The 345-nt window shown below is 52.5% G+C and carries 1 protein-coding gene; it reads left to right on the top strand.

Features of this window, described 5'->3' with window-relative positions:
* Positions 1-26: 26 nt before the first annotated feature.
* Positions 27-345, top strand: a 319-nt coding sequence (locus SB756_RS28695) for an RNA polymerase sigma factor region1.1 domain-containing protein (RefSeq protein WP_410912903.1), incomplete at its 3' end; no start/stop codon positions are given.

Below are 345 nucleotides of genomic sequence, written 5' to 3' on the forward strand. Positions count from 1 at the left end.
TTTAACAGAAGTGTGGATACCGTCTTATGGAGCAAAACCCGCAGTCACAGCTCAAGCTTCTTGTCACCCGTGGTAAGGAGCAAGGCTATCTGACCTATGCTGAGGTCAATGACCATCTGCCGGAAGATATCGTCGATTCAGATCAGATCGAAGACATCATCCAAATGATCAACGACATGGGCATTCAGGTGATGGAAGAAGCACCGGATGCCGATGATCTGATGCTGGCTGAAAACACCGCGGACGAAGATGCTGCCGAAGCCGCCGCGCAGGTGCTTTCCAGCGTGGAATCTGAAATCGGGCGCACGACTGACCCGGTACGCATGTACATGCGTGAAATGGGCA

This window comes from Pseudomonas sp. SIMBA_068, assembly GCF_046534705.1.
GTDB lineage: Bacteria > Pseudomonadota > Gammaproteobacteria > Pseudomonadales > Pseudomonadaceae > Aquipseudomonas > Aquipseudomonas putida.